This is a genomic window from Paenibacillus sp. 2003 (assembly GCF_031455635.1).
Taxonomy (GTDB): Bacteria; Bacillota; Bacilli; order Paenibacillales; family Paenibacillaceae; genus Paenibacillus; species Paenibacillus amylolyticus_B.
In genome coordinates, this window is record NZ_JAVDTB010000003.1 from 1 (window position 1) to 17,351 (window position 17,351).

The following is a 17,351-nucleotide window of genomic DNA, read 5'->3' on the forward strand; positions in this document are numbered from 1 at the left end:
AGACCCCTTGAAGACGACGAGGTAGATAGGCTGGGGGTGGAAGTGCAGCAATGCATGGAGCTGACCAGTACTAATCGGTCGAGGGCTTATCCAATAGCAAGTGATAATTCGCATGTTTCGTTTCGAATCTAGTTTTCAGAGAACAACACTCTGAAATGTAAGCTACGCGTTTGGTGGCGATGGCGGAGGGGTTCCACACGTCCCCATCCCGAACACGACCGTTAAGCCCTCTAGCGCCGATGGTACTTGGACCGCAGGGTCCTGGGAGAGTAGGACGCCGCCAAGCAATCTAAAGACACACTTGATGATATCGAGTGTGTCTTTTTTATGTTTTAATGTAATTCATAATTTCCGATTTGACTTGTTATATACATAAAATACTGGCGTTCCAATCCTTAAAGCTGTGATACAATAGGTGAGGTCTATATAGAAAACGGAAACACGCATAAGTACGAGGAGGAACAGTGAACACGATGAAATCAGCCCCGTTTATTGCCGTGGAAGGTCCGATCGGAGCGGGGAAAACAACGCTGGCAACGATGCTTTCCCATGAATTGAATCTTCCGTTAGTTAAAGAAATCGTAGAAGAGAATCCATTTCTGGCTTCCTTTTATCAGGATATCGACGAGTGGAGTTTCCAATTGGAAATGTTTTTTCTGTGTAATCGGTTTAAACAACTGGAAGACACGGGCGCTCATTATGTAGAGCAGAATACCCCAGTCATTTCAGACTATCATATCTATAAAAATATGATTTTTGCCGATCGTACCTTAAAGGGAACGAAACGGGATAAGTATCGTCAAATCTATCATCTGTTAACAGATGATCTGCCAAAGCCCAATCTGGTGCTCTATATTGAAGCTGAACTGGATACGTTGATGTACCGCATTAACAAGCGTGGACGCTCATTTGAGCAGGATATGGACCCGGCATATATGGAACAACTGATCGCTGATTACAAAACAGGCATGGACTATCTGGCGAATAGCTCAAATCCACCAGTAATCATTAAAGTCAATGCGGAGCAACTCGATTTTGTGGAACATCCTGAGCACTTCAGGCAGATTGTTAATCAGGTAAAGGAGTATATCATATGAATAACTATGGCATTCCATCGAATGCATTAATTACGGTAGCAGGTACGGTTGGGGTGGGTAAATCCACGTTAACGGCTGCGCTTGCACAGCGTTTGAATTTCAAGACTTCTTTGGAGCAAGTGGATCATAATCCATATTTGGAGAAGTTCTATCATGACTTTGAGCGTTGGAGCTTCCATCTGCAGATTTATTTCCTGGCAGAGCGCTTCAAGGAACAGAAGAAGATTTTTGAACTAGGTGGGGGATTCGTTCAGGATCGTTCCATCTATGAAGATACGGGCATTTTTGCACAAATGCATGCAGATCAAGGAACCATGTCTGCTACAGATTTCGAGACATACAGCAGTTTGTTTGAAGCGATGGTAATGACACCGTATTTCCCACATCCAGACGTGCTGATCTATCTGGAAGGTAGTCTGCCTTCGATTTTAAACCGAATTACGGAACGTGGACGCGAGATGGAGATTCAGACGGATCGTTCGTACTGGGAGCACATGCACGAGCGCTATTCCGTGTGGATTGATCAGTTTACGGCTTGCCCTGTGCTACGTCTGAACATTGATGAGTATGATGTGCATGATCCGGCATCGGTGGATGCCATTTTGGCACAGATTGCTGCTGTCATTCAGCCTTCCAAGGAAGTACAAAGGTAAGATAGAGAGAGCTTTTCAATGTAGTTTTCTCGGTTACATTGGTTATATCTATGATACAGATATGGACAACATCCCTTCTACGGCAATTATGCTGTTGGAGGGATGTTTTTTTATGTGCCAAGGGAATGATTATGAGATGTTTGTGGATAAAACTAAAATGATATATTCGAGCGAATAAGGAAATGGATGCTTAATATATCTTTTCTATTATATAAATACATGGTCACCAAAAGTAGAAAAATGTTGAATAATAGGTCTTTTTGTGGTTTCATAGGAAAGGTGAATTCTGGAAAAGAAGCATATGCATGACTCAGGAGGGAAAGACAACGTGGAAGAGAAACAAGGAGTTAAAATCGGTATGCCGATCATTGGTGGTTTAATTGCAGCCATTCTGGGAGGCATCGTATGGGCAGCTATTGCTGCAATGACCGAGTATGAGGTAGGATTAATTGCGATTTTGATTGGAGCACTCACAGGCTACGCGGTTGTGTTGTTCTCCAATAAACGAATTGCGACAGTACATAAGATTATTGCCGTACTGTTTGCGCTCGTAGGCATTTTGTTGGGGAAATATCTGACGGTGGTTTATTTTACTTCTGAACTGTTTGGTGATGTAAGCGTGATGGAACTCGTGTTTGATAGCGAGATGATCAGTGCGTTTGTGGAAACCTTCCAGGAATATTTCAGTCAACCGATTGATTTGTTATTCATCGTGCTTGCGATTGTATCTGCATGGCAGATTCCTGGCCGGATGGCGAGAACTAGTCTAGCTACGGATGCATCTTCATCGGAACACGCGCCAAGAGCTTAATCGGATAGACGCTGGACGCTAGCAGCAAAATGAAGGACGTTTGACAGAAGAAACTTAATGCTCATCATCCTAAGCATCTGGTGAAGTTATATCGAAGGACGGGGAGCAGAACGTAGTAAAGAGCATCTACTTTAAAAGATATTCATAAAGTACTCAGAGTGAGCAGCAGTTAGGCATGTTCACATTGCGGCTGAGTTACTTGCATATACAAAAGGGACGATACGCCTTAGGGCGTACGTCCCTTTTGTATATCCACTGGGTAGTAAGTGGGATACGGCTCATAACTGTTGCAACAACTCGGATCGATTTAAATTACTTACCACTTAACCCTAGTATATATCCAACATGTTCATAAGGTTAATTACAAGAAAGATGTGGTCACTCCAGAAGGTAGGTCCAAATATCCCAAGGGTCATTTACTGCGAATAAAGCTGATGACGAGAATATTTTACCTTTACAGGACAGGGGTGTAACTTCCAGACTATCGTTTACAGTGCACATCTGAAGGCATATGAGAGTTGAATAATACTGTATGTGGTTGAAGACAGGTCTATATTATTTGTTTTGGTCAGCAAATACAGCCATGGCATCTCTCATAAATACTGCCAATCCATCGCCAAACTGATCAATATTACGTGTGAAACGTTCATCGTCCACGTACATCTGACCAAGTCCTCTGAAGGCTTCAGGTGAGTAGCTTCCCATTTGATTTAGCCAAGTGTACCACTCTTGGATGCCGGCCTGTGCCTCCACAGATGCTGGTTCTGTGTGACGAAGTGAAGCCAGACGTTTGTAGATTTCGTTCATTTGTTCGGATAGAGCCTTCTGATCTGTGGTTGATTTACTGTGCAGCGTCTGATTGGCGTGATCGACGGCATGGTCTCCCCAACGTTCCCGCGCTTCTTGTTCATACGGATTCTGGCTAAAATCAAATCCTTCGAATTGTTCTTTGGCTGTCATTTTAATTTCTCCTCTCACGTGTAAAACCGTTCTATCAATGGTAGCAATCATCTGGTCCAAGCGTTGGCGCTTCTCCAGCAGTATAAGTCGATGCATTTTAAGTGCTTCTTCCGGATTGAAGGAGGGGTTGGTTATAATGTTTTTGATCTCCTTCAGAGAGAAGTCGAGTTCCTTGAAAAACAGTATCTGCTGCAACCGTTCCAGGTTGGCATCTGAATATAATCGATATCCGGCAGAAGTCACTTCGTCCGGGGTTAATAGTCCGATCTCATCATAATGATGCAGTGTGCGCACACTGATCGAGGCAAGTTCGGCAACTTCTTTTACCTTCATGGCCATGTGTGAAACCTCCTTACAACATCGATTCTACAGTGTCACGTTACGTGAGAGTCAACCGTTGAAAATGAAAAAACAAGATGCGAGCATGGAGGCTGCATCTTGATCATGGATTGGTGACTAAGTATGACTATATAAGTTGAACTAAAGATTATTTACACAGACACTATGATGACAGAATAACCTTCCAATCGCTGTTATCCCCAGATTTTTTTCGATCCCCCTTTCTCAAGGGAAAATCCGGGGATAAAGGCGAACGCTTCGCTTTTTCAGGTTTTTTCTGTCCTCTCCGTTATCGTGTAAATGATTAGTTCAACATATATAAATTATTGTATCATTCAGTCACTGTAGGGGAGCGGATGCGCTTCTAAGTCGAAGACATAGACTGCCGCACCGCAGGGGGGAGGCTCCTCTGTTATGGAGAGGAGAGCGAGCGGTTATGGGCTGCACCATGTATTCGGTGCAGCCCACGGGGCTGGCAGTGCAGGGAGAGCAGGGCTACGCCTGCATCCCGCGCACTGCCGCAGCGAACTGCACAGCCGCTGCGCGCACATCGGCCGCGCCCGCGATGGCGGAGATGACGGCTACGCCGTCGGCTCCAGCCGCCATCACGGCGGCCGTGGTATCGGGCGTAATGCCGCCGATACCCACAATCGGAACTGCGATGTCTGCGGCGCGCAGTTCCGCCACCCCTGCGGGGCCCAGCACAGCGTGGGCATCCGCTTTGGAGCGCGTCGGGTACATGGGCCCGACGCCAAGGTAGTCGGCGCCCGCCTGCACCGCACGGCGCGCCTCATCCACAGAGTGGGCGGATACGCCAAGCATCCGCCCATCTCCAATGCGGGCGCGTACTAGCGCCGCGTCCGCATCTTCCTGGCCGACATGCACTCCGTCGGCCTCCACCGCTACAGCCAGCTCCACATCATCGTTCACGATGAACGGGACCCCGTGCTGGCTGCACACCTCGCGAAGCCGCATCGCAAGCGTGATGCTAGCTTTGCCAACCAGGGCGCCAGTTCCCTTTTCGCGGAACTGGAAAAGCGTGATGCCGCCAGCAATGGCCTGGCGCAGCACTTCTACAGGGTCTTGCGTTGTATTAACGCTGCCCATCACCAAATACACCTGCATCGCGCGGCGTACCGCTTCTACATCCCAAGGGCGCATCACTGCTCACCCCGCTGTCTGCGCTGATACGCAAAATGATTTGTCGGCCCATGCCCGGCCCCAATCCCCAGCTCATCTTCGATAGCTGCCTGAATGAATGCTCGCGCGGTCGTAACGGCAGCCAGAATAGGTGAACCCTTGGCTAACTCTGCGGTAATGGCCGCAGAGTACGTGCATCCTGTTCCGTGTGTATGACGTGTTACCACACGAACATTCTCCAGGTAATGAAAAGACTGCCCATCGTAGAGCACATCCACGATCATGCCACTTCCTTCATCATGACCACCTTTGACCAAAGCATACGTTGAGCCCATCTGTACAATCCGTCTTGCGGCTTCTTCCCGCTGACTCAGATTCGTGATAGACATCTCGGTAAGCAATTCCGCTTCCGGAATATTAGGTGTTGTGATCAGGGCATGGGGCAACAGCTCCGTAACCAGCGCTTGTACAGCTTCCTGCTGGAGCAGAGGGGCACCGCCTTTGGCGACCATCACGGGGTCGATGACCAGATTAGACCAACGGTAATGCTGCCATTTCTCAGCAACTAGCTGAATAATCTCAGCACTATATAACATGCCGGTCTTCGTTGCGGTTGGTTGAAAGTCTTCGCCGGTCGAGTCCAATTGCTGGGCAATGCCATCGTAAGGGATGGGGAAAACGCCCTGCACACCTGTGGTATTTTGGGCAGCAATAGCGGTGATAACGGTCATGCCGTATACGCCAAGCTCCTGGAATGTTTTCAAATCAGCCTGAATTCCTGCGCCGCCCCCATTATCGGAGCCTGCAATGGTTAGCGCTTGAGCAATGCTCATATTGCACCTCCACGGATCTGACGGATTTGTGCGCGTTCTGCCAAGAGGTCTGGTGTTACTTGTGCCAGTTGATTCAACAATTCAATCTGGAAGCTGCCCGGCCCCTGATGAGCTGTCCGCTCTGCCGCCAGTTCAGCTGCTACACCATAAAACGCGAGCGCTTCAACAACACTGCCTAGAAGATCGGCTCCTGATTCCGCTATGGCTGTAAAAGCACCAATCACCGAACTGAGCAGACAGCCAGCACCTGTGACCTGAGTGAGCAGGGCATGACCATTACTCGTAAGGAATGTGGATTGTCCATCAGTAATGATATCTTCTTTTCCGGTAATGACCACGACACAGCCAAGTTTATGCGCTGCCCGCTCCGCAATGCCGATTCGGTCGCCCTCACCTGATCCTGCGTCCACACCTTTAATACTCCAACTCTCGCCGATGACATTAGCGACCTCTGCCACATTGCCGCGCAGTACCGTGAGGCGAAGCTCACGAACGAGCATCTGCACGGTTTCTGTACGATAGGTGGTTGCACCAACTCCAACCGGATCAAGCACCACAGGCACGTGATGCGCATTAGCCGATTGGCCTGCCAGACGGATCGCCTGAACGACTTTGTCATCGAGTGTACCGATGTTGAGTACCACGGCTCCTGACATCTTGGCGACATCAGCGACCTCTTCATGAGCATAGGCCATAAAAGGGGACGCACCTAGTGCAAGCAGACCATTGGCTGTGAAGGGAGCCACGACAAGGTTGGTGATATTGTGTACCAGCGGATTTTGCGTACGAACACGTTCCAGATAAGACATATAATTTCCTCCTTGTTATGAAGTAACCCCATCGGTAGAAGACCGATATGAAGGGTCACTCAGCAGAATAATAGGATATGAGTCTTCTTGTTGAGTAGGGGCGCAGAGTGTAATGACAACGAGAGGCATTAAGCATAAAAGCAGAAACGTAAGATATAAATCAATTTCATAACTCACTAAAAATGGATTTTTGTACCTGAATATAGATGAATTGAATCATTCTGATCGATATCTAGCCTTGATTGAAATAGCTAAAAGGTAGATTCAATATAAAATGTAAATTCGCAGATAGACAACCGTACAAATACGAAACAGTACAAAACGAAACGATACAAAATACAGAAAGTGAACCCAGGGTCTTTCTCCAAACTCAGGCAAGAGATAGTGTGATGGATGTTAGCGTCTAACCAGTGTCTTGAAGTCCAGGCTGGTCGATACCCAACTGATTGGGGCACGACTGGTCAGACGATGTTTCTAAAGAACACAGGACGTCTTATTTGGCTGTCAGGTCCTCCTTTTGAAATGTAAGGAACATCAGACACGTTATTTCCCAGAATCTCCGGACCAAAACGCTGCAAACAGCTATTTATTCTGATATAACATGTTTCAGGTTCTTTAGATTTCTGCAACCGCTCCAAATCCCTGAATAGGACGCCTCAGATTCGTTAGCGGTCGCAGCATGCTCTGTTTCGATCAAGTTAAGGAGCGTCTCAGCTCCCAGTAGGCTTGAAGATAAGCGCTAATGTACATTACCAAATACATATCAAAAAGCAGGCCAAACGCATCTCAAGCTGCCCAGATGCACATCAAGCCACTTAGGCTTGTTATAAATTCTGATCCTACAATGCTTGCTTCAGGGCTATTCCATTTCACAAACCTTCATGCATCCGATCCTATATTTTGCTAAAATTTGTTTTTAACCCCTTGCTTTCATTCTGTTTGTGTCCAGGGTCCAGTTACTTTTCCTTCATTCACGTTGCTCTCCTTTATTTACTCTCCTTGCAGATTAATAAAAGCATTCTCGGCTTTCACTGATTCAGGAATCAAATCCTGTTCAACGAGCCATGCACGTACATTCTCCCAGGACGCCATTTCCTGCCGGCCAAACGGTTGGCCTTCTTCATTCATGAGTGGCAGTAGAATAGCCAGGCTTTTGGTTTCGACCTCCGGGTCAAGCGGAGACGTTTGATTCTCATGAGCGAGCAGAATATTCAAGGCTTCTTCTGGATGTTCAGTCACATATTTTTGTCCTTCCTGGACCGCTTTGACGAACCGGGTAAGCTGTTCTTTTTTTGCTTGAATGCCAGCTTCACTCGCAGTCAGGACCAATTCATAATAATCAGGCACACCATAGTCGACAGGGTTAATTGATTTCATGGAATGTCCTTCTTTCTCCAAAATCAATTGTTCATGGTTAATAAAACCACCCATAATTGCATCCGCTTGTCCGGAAGCCAGCGAAGGAATCAGATCGAATCCAACGTCGACCAGATTCATGTTGTCGGGATTGCCGCCATCATGGCTAATCATTGTACGTACCATCGCTTCATACAGTGGAATCGAAGAATAACTGACAGTTTTACCGTCAAGATCTTTGGGTGAACTCACGTTGCCATTTGCTTCGGTTAACAGATGAACAAGCGGGTGCCGAACAACAGCAGCAATGGATCGTACAGGAATGTTCTCGCCACGCGCGAGCAAGATTTGGGGCTGGTAGCTTAGAGCCAGATCAATTTTACCGGCAGCAACAAGTTTGAGTGAATCATTGGTATCCGCAGGCATCTGAATTTCGACATCCAGACCTTGGTCTGCAAAGTATCCTTTTTCCTGAGCAACATAGATGAAGGAATGTACTGCATTTGGGTACCAGTCAAGCATGATGGACAGTCTATCTTTGGTGTCTGATGCTGCTTCTGTTGTAGACGGATCTGTTTGCTGTGTGTTGGTTGCGGAATCTGTTGTTGGCGTATTTTGGCTGGTGCCCGCGGGGCTGCATCCGTTAACAAACAGCAACAGGATTATGAGCATGATAGGGAGCAGGGAGTATATGCGTTTGTTATTCATAATGGAAGTTCCTCATTTCATTGTTTAAGGTTTGGTTTGTAGGAAATGAACAGCAGGATGTTAACGGGCAACGTGATGACTGAAACATAATTGCTGATATGTGAAAAAAGTGTTTGGAAATCATACTTCCTATAATTAAATCGGGTTCACTCTCGAAGATTATCCAGTCTTTCTTTTGCCTCTATGCCGCCGTGTGTTAAACCGTTTCTCCAGCCAGGCAATCAGTACAAACAAAACGATCCCAAGCAGGGATAACAGCACAATAGCAGCAAACATCGCATCCGTGTTCATGTTGCTGGACATGCGGCGGCTGAAGTATCCGAGACCTTTGCTGCCACCGAGCCATTCGCCAATCGTTGCTCCAACCACGCAGTACACCACAGACATCTTTAGCCCCGAGAAAAAAGAGGGAAGTGCCAGTGGAACCTGGAGTTTGCAAAAAATATCCCACTTGCTGGCGCCCATGGTGAGCAGCAGTTCACGCTGCTCTGGATCGCCTTGGCGAAGCCCATCGTAGGTGCTGACCACAATGGGAAAGAATGCGATCAGGAACACCACGGCGACTTTGCTCCACAAGGTATAACCAAACCACAGGATGAATACAGGGGACAGGGCAATCAGTGGTATGGTCTGACTGATCACGATGAAGGGATACAAGGCCTTTTCAATCGATCGGTTCATATGCATGCCTGTCGCTAGCGTAATTCCAGTCACTATGGACAAGCCAAAACCAACAACAACCTCCATCAAGGTAGCAGGCAGATGGGTAGCCAGCAGGAGGTAGCGATGCTCATACAGGGAGCTGGCAATCGCCGTTGGGGCTGGAATGATGAAGGAGGGCACCCATCCCATACGCACAATCCACTCCCAGAAGACAAGCAGCAAGAGCAGGAGCCAAAGAAACAGACCATAACGGGCAAGCCAACGCCTTACGTTATCCTTCATGCAGTTTCCCAAGTTACCTTCTCGCATGCAATTGTTCCTCCAGTCGTCGTCTCATCTGAACGAGCGCCGGTTCATAGATCATGTCCGAATGTCTTGGACGTGGCAAAGGTACCGTCAAATCCTCAAGCTGTTGGCCTTGGCGCCCCGGAGTTAACAGGATAATCCGATCACTGAGCAGCAGCGCCTCTTCAATGTCATGCGTTATGAACAACACGGTTTTGCCAAAGCCCTCCCACAGTTCCAACAACCAGCGATGCATCTCCCGTTTGGTTAAGGCATCGAGTGCGCCGAATGGTTCATCCAGCAGCATGAGTTGGCCACCTGTCAGCAAAGTACGAAGCAGCGCGACACGCTGGCGCATGCCACCCGACAGCTCGTCTGGGTAAGCATTCGCGTAGCCGGATAGGCCAAATCTGTCGAGCCCAGCCAGAATGTCCGCGCGAATTCTTCCCTTATCCTGCCGCTCTGGAGCAAGTTCAGCGGGGAGCATGCAATTCTCCATGACGGTTCGCCAGGATAACAGGAGGTCCTTTTGTGGCATGTAGGCCACCTGCCCCAGTCGCTTTCCTTCAGGGACCCAAGGAATTTCTATGGTTCCGTGGGTTGGCTCAAGCAGGCCTGCCAGCAGCTTGAAAAGGGTGCTTTTACCGGAGCCGCTGGAGCCGATGAGCGAGACGAATTCGCCGTTGGCTACACGCATCGACACATTGGAGAGCACGGGGGAATCCCTTTTTCCCGGGAAAGCGTAGCTCATGTTGTGAATGGTTATGTTATTATCCATCTCGTTTGGTTCCCCCTTGTTATTCCAAATTCAACTTCAAACTGCGGGATCTTTAATTACACCTTCTGATATGCCCGCAGAACGCGAAAAAGACCCACCCATTTCCGGAGAAATGAGTGGGTCTGTAAGTTCAATTCACATTAAATTTCATCATCAACATGAAAAAATCCGCTTACTGAAAGGCCGCTCCACTTCCCTCCGCTGGTATGATCCAGATCAGGTTCAAAGGGTCCGAATCATTCGATTCGTCTCAGCCGTAAGGCTCCCCTAGTGCAATGTTCAAGATATGCAGTTGTGTGTTCAGCATATATCACATGCAAGTGGAATGTAAAGGGGGCGCTCGGAAAGAATGTGAGTACTGATCTTGGCTTTCCGCGGATTCATAATACGCTTCGTCCAAGACAATTACGACATGGGAGGGAATATGATTGAGTAAACCAAGCAGCCGTGAAAATGGTTCCGGTCAGATTATTCGGATTGTACAGCCAGATCATTCGGGTAGAAGCAATAATTCGTTGCCGGAATTGCTCCAGGTCCCTCTATTCCTCTTACTGGGGCAGGTTTATTTAATCAGATAGATACGGTACAATATCTATTAAATTTCTATATGTTGCTTTCGGAATGTATTAAATGGAAGGGGGAGTGTATATGAAAACGATTGGTCTTATTGGTGGAATGAGCTGGGAGTCATCGTTAGAATATTATCGAATTATTAATGAAGAAGTGAAAAATAAATTGGGAGGACTTCATTCAGCCAAATGCATTTTATATAGCGTGGATTTTGAAGAAATCGAGCGTTATCAGGCTGAAGGTGATTGGGAAAGTGCTGGTGAATTATTAGGGAATGCTGCTCAGTCTTTGGAAAAGGCAGGAGCAGAAATGATTGTAATTTGTACAAATACGATGCATAAAGTGATTAAACATATTGAAGAAAAAGTGCGTTTACCCATTGTACATATTGCTGATTCAACAGCAAATCAAATTCATAAGTCCAAAATAAGTACGGTTGGTTTACTCGGCACAAAATATACGATGGAACAAGACTTTTATAAAAAACGAATTGAATTTAATGGTATTAAGGTTTTGATACCGAATGAAGAGGATAGAAAAGTTATCAATAAAATAATATATGAGGAATTATGTTTAGGGAAAATTGAGCCCTTATCAAGGGATTATTATAAAAAGGTGATCCAAAGGCTAGTTGATGATGGAGCTGAGGGGATCATATTAGGTTGCACCGAAATTGGATTATTAGTAAAAGTAGAGGATTCAGAAGTTCCATTATTTGATACAACACGTATTCATGCGATTGAATCTGTTAATTTGGCACTAGCCAAATCATTTTGACACAACCAGATAAACCAGTTCTCTGATTTACCTCGGCTCATGAACCCGATATAATAGGGATGGCCCGTATAGGCCGGATCACAAAATGCAGGTGGGATTGTTCTCCCTCCTAGGCAGAATGGGGACCCAAGTTGAAAACGTTCAAAAAAGTATATATTGAGATCACGAGTATCTGCAATCTGGCTTGCAGCTTCTGTCCACAGACGCAGCGTGCCAAAGGATTCATTGACCCTGAAGTCTTCAACAATATACTGGAACAAGTTAAACCACACACCAATCATATTTATCTACATGTCAAAGGTGAACCCTTGTTGCATCCCAAAATAGATCTGTTGCTCGATTCCGCACATGAGAAGGGACTCAAGGTGAACATTACAACGAATGGTACACTATTGCCCAAGACTCAGCATAAATTGCTTGGCAAACCGGCACTGCGGCAGATGAATTTCTCCCTGCACAGCTTCGATGGGCATGAAGGTTCAACCGACCGTGACGGATACCTGAGCAACATTTTGTCCTTTGTACACGAGGCCGTTAAGCACAATGTCATCATCTCATTCCGACTGTGGAATCTGACGCAAGATAACTTCACAAATGCTCAGATGAATCGAAATCGGGAGACCCTTGAAGTATTGGAACGTGAGTTCAATCTGGACTTCCGCATTGAGGAAAAAGTAGTTCCAGGCAGCGGGGTCAAAATTGCCCCGAATGTATACCTCAATCAGGACCATGAGTTCCAGTGGCCAAGTCTGGATGCACCTGAAGATGACGGCAAAGGCTTCTGCCATGCATTGCGTGGTCAGGCAGCTGTGCTTGTGGATGGAACGGTGGTTCCATGCTGTCTCGATGGCGAGGGTGTAATTAACCTGGGTAATGTGCACGAGAAGTCATTCTCGGAGATTATTGAGGGTGAGCGAGCGAACAATCTGGTATATGGCTTCTCCAGGCGGGAAGCTGTGGAAGAGTTGTGTCGAAAGTGCGGTTATCGTCAGAGATTTGGAGCCTAGGATATATAAATTTACTTAAAAACGAACCTACCGAAAATATTTGTTTCGGTAGGTTCGTTTTGTCTTTATTGCGAAATTATTTAGATAATAAGAATTGAAATCAATTCAGGATAAAAACTTTTTTGTAAAATCATAGTCTATTAATCTTGTTTTTATGAATTTGCATGGTATTATTATCCTATTGATTAGGAGGTGTATTAGTTCTAAAGATTCATATATTAGTGGATTTACCAACCAGAAGCCTACTGAGGAGTGTGTTTTAGTTTTGAATTCAAAATGGAAAAAGTTTAATCACAAACTATCGTTAATGCTTTCTACGTCGCTGATTGTTTCTATGTTATCTATCAATTTATCTGTATCGGCAGAAATGGCTACATCTAAAACTTCTTTTACTGATATTGATAATTCGTATGCCAAAACGGAAATAACCAAATTAGTAGAACAAGGAATACTCACCGGATTTACTGATGGGACATTTAAACCTTCTGATTCCGTAACACGAGCTCAATTAGCAAAAATTATGGTCGGTGCGCTTAATTTAAAGCCTGATAATGTTGAAGCAAGTCAATTCAGAGATGTAAAGGAAGATCAATGGTATGCCGGATATGTAGGTGCACTTGTCAAATCTGGAATTGCTCAAGGTACCTCCAAAGATAGCTTTTCACCTAATAAAAATGTGACAAGAGAAGAGTTGGCTGTATTTTTTGTTAGAGCCTTTGGTTGGGACAATCAAGATGTAACGAGTCAAACATCCAAACCTCAACTCTCAGATTTGGGTCAAGTATCTCACTGGGCGAAAGATTCTGTAGCACTAGCCTATCAATCTGGTTTTATCAAAGGATTAGTTCAAAAAGATGGAACAGTAAAATTTAATCCATCAGGCATAGCGGATCGCCAGGCGCTAGCGAGACTTGCATATGAGTTTGTGATTAATAAGTCTACATATGATAGTTACATGGCTCCTGCCAAGACAGAGATTGATACTGAAGATTCAAATGAAGCAAAACCTGAAACAGCAAAACCTTCTGAAGGTAACAGTAAGGGAAATAGCGGTAGCAGTTCCGGAGATAAAGGGAACGGAAGTAACAACGGTGGAAATAGTGGAGGCGGGGAACAAGCCCCTAGTAATAATCTCTCTGCTCCAGGTACATATACTCTTGGTAATGTAACTGGAAATGTAACTATTAGTTCCCAAGGTGTCGTTCTAAAAGACACCAAAGTAAATGGTAAGCTGAAGATACTTGAGTCCGTAGGAAATGGTGACGTGACTCTTGATAATGTTAGTGTCACGGGAACTACTGAGATTCAAGGCGGAGGACCAAATAGTATTCATGCAGTGGACTCGGTTCTTGCAACAGTGATTGTTGACAAAGCGGACGGCAGTATTCGTTTGGTCCTGGAAGGTGGAAGTGATGTTCAGCAGATTGAGATTAGATCTGGTGCAATCGTACAGAATGTCTCCACGGGTGATGTCGGACCGATTGAAATAGCAGAGTCGATTCCCCATAATTCTTCGGTAGTGCTCAGTGGAAGCTTCGACTCTGTTATGGTTCATGCAGAACAAGTTTCAGTGGAGTTCGGAGATAATTCCACCATTGAAAATCTCGAGGTGTTCCAAGAAGCATTGAACACAATCTTTAAAATTAACCATGGTGCTGTAGTGAATCGGGCTATATTAAATGCAATCGTACAATTTTCTGGAGCGGGAACATTATCTTCAGCTCTGGTCAATGTAGAAGGTATTGATTTTAGTCAACTTAATCAACCCCCAGCTATTGAGGTAGATCCTACAGTGACTAGTATAGTTTATTCACCTCAAGAGACAGAGTTTTCAGCAATTGATTCGACCCGTCAGATCGTATTCACGGGTATAACTACCTCAGCGATCAAAGATATCACTTCCATTGCAGAATGGAATGTCGAGGATAGCACCATTGCCATTGTTGACTCAGGCAAGATTCAAGCTAAAGGTAACGGTACGACAGTGGTAAAAGCCAAATATGGAGATTACGAAATCAATGTTCCAGTAACCGTTGCAGTCTATAACGAAGGAACAGTCTATCCGACACTCAAAGGGATTCAAGTTACAAATGGAAGTGTAAAGTTGAATTTTTCTGAGGGTTTGGAACCTTCTGAACTGACTGCAAATGATTTCCTAGTTCGTGCCTATTTTGATGGGGCGGAACAACAATTGAATAACTTGCAGTACCGCAATGGCGAATTTACTTTTGATGCTATTGATAGCTATGGTGCCACATTGTACATCACTGTGGAGTCAGATGTTAATAAAACACATTTTGCAGGAAGCCAAAGTGGTGCAATCAAACTTACAGGATTCGGTGGCCACATCAAGGATGTAGCTGGAGCACCGGTTGCAGATTTAAGTATTTCGTTTAGAAAAGGCTTGGACAACAAAACAGGTGAAATTGTTGGAACTGTCAAAACGAATACTCAAGGAAACTACTATATCAATCTTCCCCCAGGCATCTATACAGGTGAACTTGGAGGTGGAGATACAAAATATATTACAACTTATCTCATTGGTGTCTCAGCAGTAAATGTGGAGAATAAACGTGAGAATCAAACTGCTATTGAAATACCTACACAAGATGAAACACGCTTCGTGTTAACTTGGGGTAAAGATCCAGTGGATCTGGATTCACACCTCGTAGGTCCAGCAGGTGATGAGGGAATGTTCCATACGTTCTACTCTGATAAACAATATTATAATAATGGCGTACTTATGGTTGATTTGGATTTGGATGATGTAACGTCTTACGGACCTGAAACGACAACCATTCGTCACTTACTTCCTGGAACGTACACATTCTATGTTCATCATTTTTCTGGATCAAGCACAATCAAGAAATCTGGTGCCAAAATTGACGTGTTCCATGGTGCTGTAGCCACTCCAAGTGCAACGTATACTGTAGCAGATGCCAGTGGTAATGAAAGATACTGGGTCGTTCTCAGAATGATCGTTTCTGAAGAGGGTGTGGTTACTTATGAAACAGTAAATGAATTTACCAACGTTGATCCACTTACTTCACTTCAACCATCGGATGAAATTAACGAAGATGAATTGGAAACTCTAGAATAAATAGAGTATTTAGATTAGTTTTAAATGTATCATGTAGAAACCCTGTCTTAAAAAGACTAAGGGTTTTTTTTTCGTGTCTAAATCTTTTGGTGGCTTAAATAGAGCATATCCAAGTTGATATCGGTACATAACAAGTAGATAAGATACCGCTAAGCATGCTGAAACATCAGGCTCTATGCTGGAAAATACAAACGTGATCTAATGATTATTCTAGTTACCTTCCTTATTTGGTAGGATTAGGTTGTGGGTCGGACAGAGGTGCACCTCTGACGATCTTCCAGGACAAGCTCAGGCTTGTACAATACCAAATAACGAGAGAATAAGGGAGGAATAAAGTAATGAAAAAAATGTTGACATTGTTGCTGTCCGCTGGTTTGGTTGCTTCTATATTTGGTGCCGTTCCGGCTGCGGCTGCACCTACCGTTGTAAATTCAACCATTGTGGTTCCAAAGGGCACGACCTATGACGGCCAAGGTAAAACATTTGTAGCCAATCCTTCCACACTGGGCGACGGATCTCAAGCAGAAAATCAGAAGCCAGTCTTCCGTCTGGAGGCAGGGGCCACGCTCAAAAACGTAAACATTGGATCACCAGCTGCTGATGGTGTTCACTGTTATGGAAACTGTAATATATCGAATGTAGTCTGGCAGGACGTGGGCGAGGATGCACTGACATTGAAGTCGGCTGGAACGGTTAACATTACCGGTGGGGCAGCGTATAAGGCTTATGATAAAGTGTTCCAGATGAATGCAGCCGGGACGATTAACATCAAAAATTTCCGTGCAGATGATATTGGCAAACTGGTTCGCCAAAATGGTGGAACTTCCTTCGCAGTTAACATGACGCTGGATAACTCCAACATTTCCAATGTAAAAGATTCGATTATGCGTACAGACAGCAGCACATCACAAGGGAAAATTACGAATACCCGTTATTCCAAAGTACCAACGTTGTTCAAGGGGTTTGCTTCAGGGAAAACGAGCCAGTCTGGGAACACGCAATATTAAGAACAGGGATACCTTGGAATACGGATTGAAGGCGTGTACGGATAAGGTAGCCATTTCACATCATGAAGTATGTCCAAAAGGCATCCAGGGGGATGCCTTTTCCTATGCCAAATTTTGATTTTTGTAGAGACCATTGCTACAAATACCCAACTGATGTACATTAGAAGCAATGAAATAAGTGAACCGGGAGCTCAATGAAGTTGGGCTGAGAGAGTGGCCTTGTGCCGCTGACCGTACATCTGATCTGGGTAATGCCAGCGTAGAGAACATGGAATTACAATATGTAAGGGTGAATTGTGGGAATGAACGTGGATGAACAACAGACCTCTTTGAACTTTGGTGGTGTATCTGCCAGGGGGGAGGGGAGCTGGTTGATATTCCGTCTTTGCGTCAACCATCCAATACATCATTGTGAGGATTGTACACTGTACGTAAGGCCTGCCCGGAACCGGGGAGGC

General features: G+C 45.3%; 15 protein-coding genes, 2 rRNA genes and 1 riboswitch. Of the genes, 10 read left to right on the forward strand and 7 right to left on the reverse strand.

Annotated features, from left to right (window positions below; genetic code table 11):
• The 5 genes from J2X75_RS15590 to J2X75_RS15610 form a co-directional block, all read left to right on the forward strand.
• Positions 1 to 94 (forward strand): 23S ribosomal RNA (locus J2X75_RS15590); the annotation flags it as partial.
• Positions 95 to 169: 75 nt separating this feature from the next.
• Positions 170 to 286: ribosomal RNA gene (rrf, locus tag J2X75_RS15595) — 5S ribosomal RNA — on the forward strand.
• Positions 287 to 473: 187 nt separating this feature from the next.
• On the forward strand, positions 474 to 1,097 hold the full coding sequence (locus J2X75_RS15600) for a deoxynucleoside kinase (protein ID WP_017690540.1): 624 nt from the start codon (positions 474 to 476) through the stop codon (positions 1,095 to 1,097).
• Positions 1,094 to 1,750, forward strand: a complete 657-nt coding sequence (locus J2X75_RS15605; RefSeq protein ID WP_192132572.1) for a deoxynucleoside kinase — start codon at positions 1,094 to 1,096, stop codon at positions 1,748 to 1,750. The genes J2X75_RS15600 and J2X75_RS15605 overlap by 4 nt, the downstream gene beginning before the upstream one ends.
• A 328-nt stretch (positions 1,751 to 2,078) precedes the next feature.
• Entirely contained in the window at positions 2,079 to 2,561 is a 483-nt protein-coding gene (locus tag J2X75_RS15610; protein ID WP_310337685.1) for a hypothetical protein, read from the forward strand.
• A 555-nt stretch (positions 2,562 to 3,116) separates the two neighbouring features.
• Here J2X75_RS15610 and J2X75_RS15615 read toward each other — a convergent pair.
• The 7 genes from J2X75_RS15615 to J2X75_RS15645 all read right to left on the reverse strand — a co-directional run bounded on the left by J2X75_RS15615 (position 3,117) and on the right by J2X75_RS15645 (position 10,432).
• Complete coding sequence (locus J2X75_RS15615) at positions 3,117 to 3,860, reverse strand: MerR family transcriptional regulator (RefSeq protein WP_307539762.1); 744 nt, start codon at positions 3,858 to 3,860, stop codon at positions 3,117 to 3,119.
• 495 nt (positions 3,861 to 4,355) lie between these two features.
• Entirely contained in the window at positions 4,356 to 5,021 is a 666-nt protein-coding gene (gene thiE / locus J2X75_RS15620; protein WP_310338477.1) for a thiamine phosphate synthase, read from the reverse strand.
• A complete protein-coding gene (thiD, locus tag J2X75_RS15625) occupies positions 5,021 to 5,833 on the reverse strand; it encodes a bifunctional hydroxymethylpyrimidine kinase/phosphomethylpyrimidine kinase (protein ID WP_310337687.1) in 813 nt (270 codons plus the stop codon). Before thiD ends, thiE begins: the two co-directional genes overlap by 1 nt.
• On the reverse strand, positions 5,830 to 6,642 hold the full coding sequence (gene thiM / locus J2X75_RS15630; protein WP_310337688.1) for a hydroxyethylthiazole kinase: 813 nt from the start codon (positions 6,640 to 6,642) through the stop codon (positions 5,830 to 5,832). The genes thiD and thiM overlap by 4 nt, the downstream gene beginning before the upstream one ends.
• 990 nt (positions 6,643 to 7,632) lie before the next feature.
• The gene (locus J2X75_RS15635) at positions 7,633 to 8,706 is read right to left on the reverse strand and encodes an ABC transporter substrate-binding protein (RefSeq protein ID WP_310337690.1); all 1,074 of its coding nucleotides are present in this window, start codon (positions 8,704 to 8,706) and stop codon (positions 7,633 to 7,635) included.
• Between the two features lie 159 nt (positions 8,707 to 8,865).
• Positions 8,866 to 9,678, reverse strand: a complete 813-nt coding sequence (locus J2X75_RS15640) for an ABC transporter permease (protein WP_397383741.1) — start codon at positions 9,676 to 9,678, stop codon at positions 8,866 to 8,868.
• A complete protein-coding gene (locus J2X75_RS15645) occupies positions 9,665 to 10,432 on the reverse strand; it encodes an ABC transporter ATP-binding protein (RefSeq protein ID WP_310337692.1) in 768 nt (255 codons plus the stop codon). The genes J2X75_RS15640 and J2X75_RS15645 overlap by 14 nt, the downstream gene beginning before the upstream one ends.
• Before the next feature lie 176 nt (positions 10,433 to 10,608).
• A riboswitch (TPP riboswitch) is annotated at positions 10,609 to 10,711 on the reverse strand.
• Positions 10,712 to 10,860: 149 nt separating this feature from the next.
• On the opposite strand from J2X75_RS15645, the gene J2X75_RS15650 reads away from it, so the two are divergent.
• From J2X75_RS15650 to J2X75_RS15670, 5 genes are all read left to right on the forward strand, one after another.
• The gene (locus J2X75_RS15650) at positions 10,861 to 11,010 is read left to right on the forward strand and encodes a hypothetical protein (RefSeq protein ID WP_310337693.1); all 150 of its coding nucleotides are present in this window, start codon (positions 10,861 to 10,863) and stop codon (positions 11,008 to 11,010) included.
• 70 nt (positions 11,011 to 11,080) lie between these two features.
• Complete coding sequence (locus J2X75_RS15655; RefSeq protein WP_310337695.1) at positions 11,081 to 11,779, forward strand: aspartate/glutamate racemase family protein; 699 nt, start codon at positions 11,081 to 11,083, stop codon at positions 11,777 to 11,779.
• 131 nt (positions 11,780 to 11,910) lie between these two features.
• Positions 11,911 to 12,786, forward strand: coding sequence for a radical SAM/SPASM domain-containing protein (locus J2X75_RS15660; RefSeq protein ID WP_105601077.1), 876 nt, complete (start codon positions 11,911 to 11,913; stop codon positions 12,784 to 12,786).
• A 265-nt stretch (positions 12,787 to 13,051) separates the two neighbouring features.
• On the forward strand, positions 13,052 to 15,886 hold the full coding sequence (locus tag J2X75_RS15665; protein WP_310337698.1) for an S-layer homology domain-containing protein: 2,835 nt from the start codon (positions 13,052 to 13,054) through the stop codon (positions 15,884 to 15,886).
• A gap of 338 nt (positions 15,887 to 16,224) precedes the next feature.
• A complete protein-coding gene (locus tag J2X75_RS15670) occupies positions 16,225 to 16,893 on the forward strand; it encodes a pectate lyase (RefSeq protein WP_036606151.1) in 669 nt (222 codons plus the stop codon).
• Positions 16,894 to 17,351 lie beyond the last annotated feature (458 nt).